Source organism: Rhodoferax sp. (genome assembly GCF_037143375.1).
GTDB lineage: Bacteria > Pseudomonadota > Gammaproteobacteria > Burkholderiales > Burkholderiaceae_C > Rhodoferax.
Genome location: NZ_JBAWYV010000186.1, coordinates 1 through 5,235 on the forward strand (window position 1 = coordinate 1; position 5,235 = coordinate 5,235).

Annotated in this window: 4 protein-coding genes; all 4 read left to right on the forward strand. The window is 59.6% G+C overall.

The features are described from left to right. Positions 1 to 759: enoyl-CoA hydratase (locus WCG50_RS17105; RefSeq protein ID WP_336900802.1), on the forward strand; the 759-nt coding region annotated here is incomplete at its 5' end. A 187-nt stretch (positions 760 to 946) separates the two neighbouring features. Next, the gene (locus WCG50_RS17110; protein ID WP_336900803.1) at positions 947 to 2,650 is read left to right on the forward strand and encodes an AMP-binding protein; all 1,704 of its coding nucleotides are present in this window, start codon (positions 947 to 949) and stop codon (positions 2,648 to 2,650) included. Then, a complete protein-coding gene (locus WCG50_RS17115) occupies positions 2,647 to 3,231 on the forward strand; it encodes a chalcone isomerase family protein (RefSeq protein WP_336900804.1) in 585 nt (194 codons plus the stop codon). Before WCG50_RS17110 ends, WCG50_RS17115 begins: the two co-directional genes overlap by 4 nt. Positions 3,232 to 3,533: 302 nt before the next feature. Next, the coding region (locus tag WCG50_RS17120) for a PAS domain S-box protein (RefSeq protein WP_336900805.1) at positions 3,534 to 5,235 on the forward strand (1,702 nt) is incomplete at its 3' end.

Here is a 5,235-nt window from a genome sequence, read left to right on the forward strand (position 1 = left end):
GACATCCTTATCGACACCAGCGCCGCCGTGATGACCCTCACGATCAACCGTCTGGACAAAAAGAACTCACTGACCGGCGCGATGTACGCCGCCCTGGCCGATGCGCTGACCCAGGCTGCGGCCGACGAGGCAGTGCGCGTCGTGGTGTTCCAGGGCCACGAAACCATCTTCAGTGCCGGCAACGACATTGGCGATTTCCTGAGCGACCCACCGGCCACACAAGATTCACCGGTGTTCCGGTTTCTGCGCGCCATCAGCACCTTTCCTAAACCGATCGTGGCGGCGGTGTGCGGCCCTGCGGTGGGCATTGGCACCACCATGCTGTTCCATTGCGACCTGGTCTATGCCGGTGACAACGCGCAGTTTTCCATGCCCTTCGTCAACTTGGGTTTGTGCCCCGAAGCCGGCTCCAGCTTGCTGGCACCGCAGTTGATGGGCTACGGTCGCGCCGCTGAAGCGCTGCTGCTGGGCGACCCGTTCCTGGCCGAAGCGGCGCTGGAGATGGGCCTCATCAGCCGCATCGTGCCGCCCACTGAAGCGGCCGCACTGGCGCAACGCCAAGCCCAAAAGCTGGCCACCAAACCGATGACGTCGCTGATCGAGACCAAGCGCCTGATGCGCAAAGGCCAGGCCAGCCAGGTGGCCGAGCGCATCGTGGACGAAGGCACCATCTTTGTTCGCATGCTGAGCGAGCCCGCAGCCCGTGAAGCGTTTGCCGCGTTCATGACGAAACGCAAACCAGATTTTTCAAAGTTTTAGTCAAATAGGCCTCTAGCCCCCGTACTGCCTGCGTGAGCAGCTATTAATTTAATAGCTAAAAGCACAGTCATTACAGGGCTGTCAGGGTCTTCCCGGGTGGTGTTGTCCGGTGCAAATTTCTATACTGATATTGGGAGCGACTCCGGTTGTGATGCGCTCGCAGGGAAATAAAAAGGAGACATGTTTCATGAACAAAGTACCCCCTGAATTGCTGGCCCTGCAGCGCCTTTATTACTGGGAAAAAACGGCGCCCAACCGCATCGCACTCACGCAACCTATGGGCGGCGGCGTCACCCATGATTTCACCTGGGCCCAGATCGGCGAGCAAGTGCGCCGCATGGCCACGCACCTGAAGTCGCAGGGTTGGGCGCCGGGCGACAAGGTCGCCATCCTGTCCAAAAACTGTGCCTGGTGGCTCATGAGCGATCTGGCGATCTGGATGGCGGGTTATGTCTCGGTGCCCTTGTACCCCACGCTGGCGCCCGGCACCGTGAAACAGATCCTGACGCACAGCGAGGCGCGGGCCTGCTTTATAGGCAAGCTCGATGGCTGGGAAAGCATGAAGCCGGGCGTGCCCGCTGACATGCCCTGTATCAGCTACCCGTTGTCGCCCACCGATGCCATCAAAAACTACCAAGGCTGGGGCGCTATTTGCGCCCTCAATAGCCCCCTGCAAGGCGAGGTGCTGCGTGGCGAAGAAGAGCTGGCCACGCTGATCTACACCTCAGGAACTACCGGTGCGCCCAAAGGTGTGATGCACAGCTTTGGCACGTTTGCCTGGGCCATGGACAGCGCCCTCAAGCGCGTCGCCATGTCGGAGCAGGACCGCATGCTGTCCTACCTGCCACTGGCGCATGTGGTGGAACGCGTGCTGGTGGAACATGGCTGGCTGCGCACTGGCTTTCATGTGTACTTTGCCGAGTCGCTGGAGACCTTCACGGCCGACCTGCAGCGGGCGCGTCCGACCATCTTCTTTTCGGTGCCGCGGTTGTGGGTCAAGTTCCAGCAAGGCGTGCACCACAAGATGCCGGCTGAAAAACTCAGCCGCCTGCTCTCGATCCCCCTGGTGGGCGGGTTGGTGCGCCGCAAGATTAAAAAGGCGCTGGGCCTGGACCAATGCCGCTTTGCCGCTGGCGGTGCCGCGCCCATGCCGGTGGCCTTGCTGGCCTGGTTCCGCAAGCTCGGATTGCCCGTCAACGAAGGCTACGGCATGACCGAGAACCTGGCGGTGTCGCACCTGACGCTGCCCAATAAAAATCAGGAAGGCACCGTCGGGCCCACCTACGAAGGCGTGGACGCCCGCATTGATCCCACCACCGGCGAAATCCAGATGACCAGCCCGGCGCTGATGCTGGGCTACTACAAGGAACCGGAGATGACCCGCGAGGTCATCACCGCCGATGGCTGGCTGCGCACCGGCGACAAGGGTTTTGTGGACGCGCAAGGCAACCTGCACATCACCGGCCGCGTCAAAGACTTGTTCAAGACCAGCAAGGGCAAATACGTGGCCCCGGCCCCGATCGAAGACAAGCTGGTGATGCACGAGGCGATAGAAGCCTGTGTGGTGACCGGCGCCAACCTGGGTCAACCGCTGGGCATCGTGATGCTCAACGCCCAAGCCGCAGCGCGCGCTGGCGACTCCCTCACCCGGGCCGAGCTGGCTACCTCGCTGACCCAGCACCTGCAAAGCGTCAACGCCACGCTGGACCCGCACGAGCAGCTCAAGTGCCTGATCGTCGTCACCACCGCCTGGACGGTGGACAACGACATCATCACACCCACCTTCAAGGTCAAGCGCAACCGCATCGAAGACATCTACGCCAAGAACTTCGAGCGCTGGGAAACGTCCGGCAAGAAGATTATTTTTCAAAATGAAGGAGACCACTCATGAGTTCATTGATGCAACGTCTGATGGCTGGCTTCGTGGTGGCATTGGCCGCTGTGGCAGCCAGCGCCCAGCCGATCGAGGTCGAAGGCGTCAAGCTGGAGCCATCGGCACAGGTTGGCGCCACCACGCTGCAACTCAATGGTGCTGGGTTGCGCACCAAGGTGTTTTTCAAGGTCTACGTGGCTGGCTTGTACGTGCCCCAAAAGGCCAGTAGTGCCGCCCAACTGCTGGCCCAGAAGGGCGCCCGCCGCGTCACCATCGTCATGCTGCGCAACGTCGATGCTGAAAGCTTTGCCAAAGCGCTGAACGAGGGGCTGCGTGACAACCACACCGAGGCCCAGTTCGCGGCCATGAAGCCGCAAATCGACGCCTTGAATGCCAACCTGGTGGCCGTAGGCGAAGCCAAAAAGGGCGATGTGATCCATTTTGAGTTCGTGCCCGACACTGGCACCCGTGTCACAGTCAATGGCCAGGCGCGCGGCAGCGTCATTGCCGGCGAAGACTTCTTTACCTCTGTGCTGCGCATCTGGTTGGGTGAAAAACCGGTCGATGGCAACCTGAAAAAGGGCCTGATCGGCAGCTGATCAGGGGTCTCTTTGCTATTTTTTTTTGATTTGCCGCAAATTATTGTCCGAGTGACGCATCGTTGTGTGTGATGATTGAACTTGCTGCAAAGGTGTAACTTGCACCGCCGGTAGCGCGATTCTTCAAGATGGTTCGCGCAAAATCTGAGGTCAGCAATGACTAATTCTCCCCGCGACCCCGCCCCTGTCGCTGGCACAGTGATGACCTCCCGTCAGGTCCGCTGCCAGTTCACCACGATCTCAAGCCCGATTTCGGTCACCCGGAATTTCTCCATTCACCAAGCTTTGCGGGCGGTTTCCTCATGAAACTGACCTTTAAAACGCTAGCCAGTCTGCTCGCCACCCTGCTGGTCGTGCTGTGCGTGGGGCTGATGTTCTGGGCATTCATGCAGATTGACGCCTCCGGCGAGTCGAGAAAGCACACCAGTCAGGTGCTCAATGCTGCGGATGATCTTCTTTCCGCCGTGAAAGATGCCGAGACCGGGGAGCGGGGCTACCTCCTCACCGGCGACGAGGCTTTTTTGCAGCCTTATCTGGCCGTGCGTTCGGGTCTCACTGGACGTCTGCAAATGTTGCGCCAGTTCGTGCAGATCAAGACGGCCCAAAAACACCTTGACAACCTGGAACCCCTGATAACGGCCAAGCTGGCCGTGACGGCCCAGGTCATCGAGTTGCGCCGCAACCACAACGAGGCAGCTGCCCTGAAGATCGTCAGCAGCGGACAGGGCAATCGGTTGATGGAAACGATTCGAGCCGAGATGACTCAATTCGTCCAGCTTGAAGAAGCCGCGTATGCCGAGCGCGATGCAAAGTTTCAGTCCAATCTGCGCCAAATGTTTGGTCTCCTGGTGGGCGCCAGTGTGCTGGTACTGCTGTCGGCGCTGGCATTTGTCTACCTGTTCTACCGGCAAACCCAGCTACGTTTAAAAAACCTGGTACACCTTGAAACACAGCATTTACTGGAACGCCAGGAAACCCTGAACGAGGAGTTGCAGCAAACCAACGTCAACTTGCAAGCCAGCGAAGAGCAACTCGCCGTGACGCTCAACTCGATTGGCGATGCGGTGATTGCCACCGATGCCCAAGCCCGGGTCACCAGCCTCAACCCGCTGGCCGAGCAACTCACCGGCTGGACGCAGGCGCAAGCCCAGGGCCTCCCCATTGAGGAGATTTTCAAGATCGTCAACAAAGACACCCGCCTGGCTGTCTTGATTCCCGTCATTGACGCCTTGGCGTATGGCACGGTGCAGGGCCTGGCCAATCACACGGTGTTGTTGGCACGCGATGGCCGCGAGTACGACATTGCCGACAGTTGCGCCCCAATTCGCAGTCGTGATGCCCAGGTGATTGGCGCGGTACTGGTGTTTCGCGACGTGACTGAAGAATATGCCGCGCAGCAGTTGGCCCGTGACAGTGCCACAAAGATCCAGGCCATTCTTAATACGGTGGTGGACGGCATCATCACCCTTCAAGCGCAGGGCGGTACGGTGGAGACCGTCAATCCGGCGATTGAAAAAATGTTTGGCTACACCAGTGCCGAACTGGTGGGCAAAAACTTCCAGCTTTTGATTCCTGAGTTGGGCTGGTCCCAAGGCAAGGGCGTCAAGCCTCTGGACTTCTTTATAGAAACCCAACGGGCTGAAGGCGCCACGCCCGGGCGCGAGGTGATTGGTCGCCGAAAGAACGGCAGTATTTTTTCTCTGGAGATGGCCGTCAGCGAGATGTGGCTGGGCGGGGAGCGCCACTTCACGGGCATCTTGCGTGACTTGAGCGCGCGCAAAGAGGCTGAAGACGCGTTGCTGAAGGCCGGGGCCTTGCAAAAAGCGATTTTTGACAGCGCCAACTTCTCCAGCATTGCGACCGATGCCAAGGGCGTGATCCAGATTTTCAACGTCGGGGCCGAGCGCATGCTGGGTTATACCGCTGCCGAGGTGATGAACCAGCGCTCCCCGGCTGACATCTCGGACCCGCAGGAAATCATTGCCCGTGCCAAGACCTTGAGCA

Bases quoted from the DNA above. Each gene is read 5' to 3' on its own strand.
- WCG50_RS17115 (WP_336900804.1), top strand. From the start codon at position 2,647: ATGAGTTCATTGATGCAACGTCTGATGGCTGGCTTCGTGGTGGCATTG.
- WCG50_RS17110 (WP_336900803.1), top strand. From the start codon at position 947: ATGAACAAAGTACCCCCTGAATTGCTGGCCCTGCAGCGCCTTTATTAC.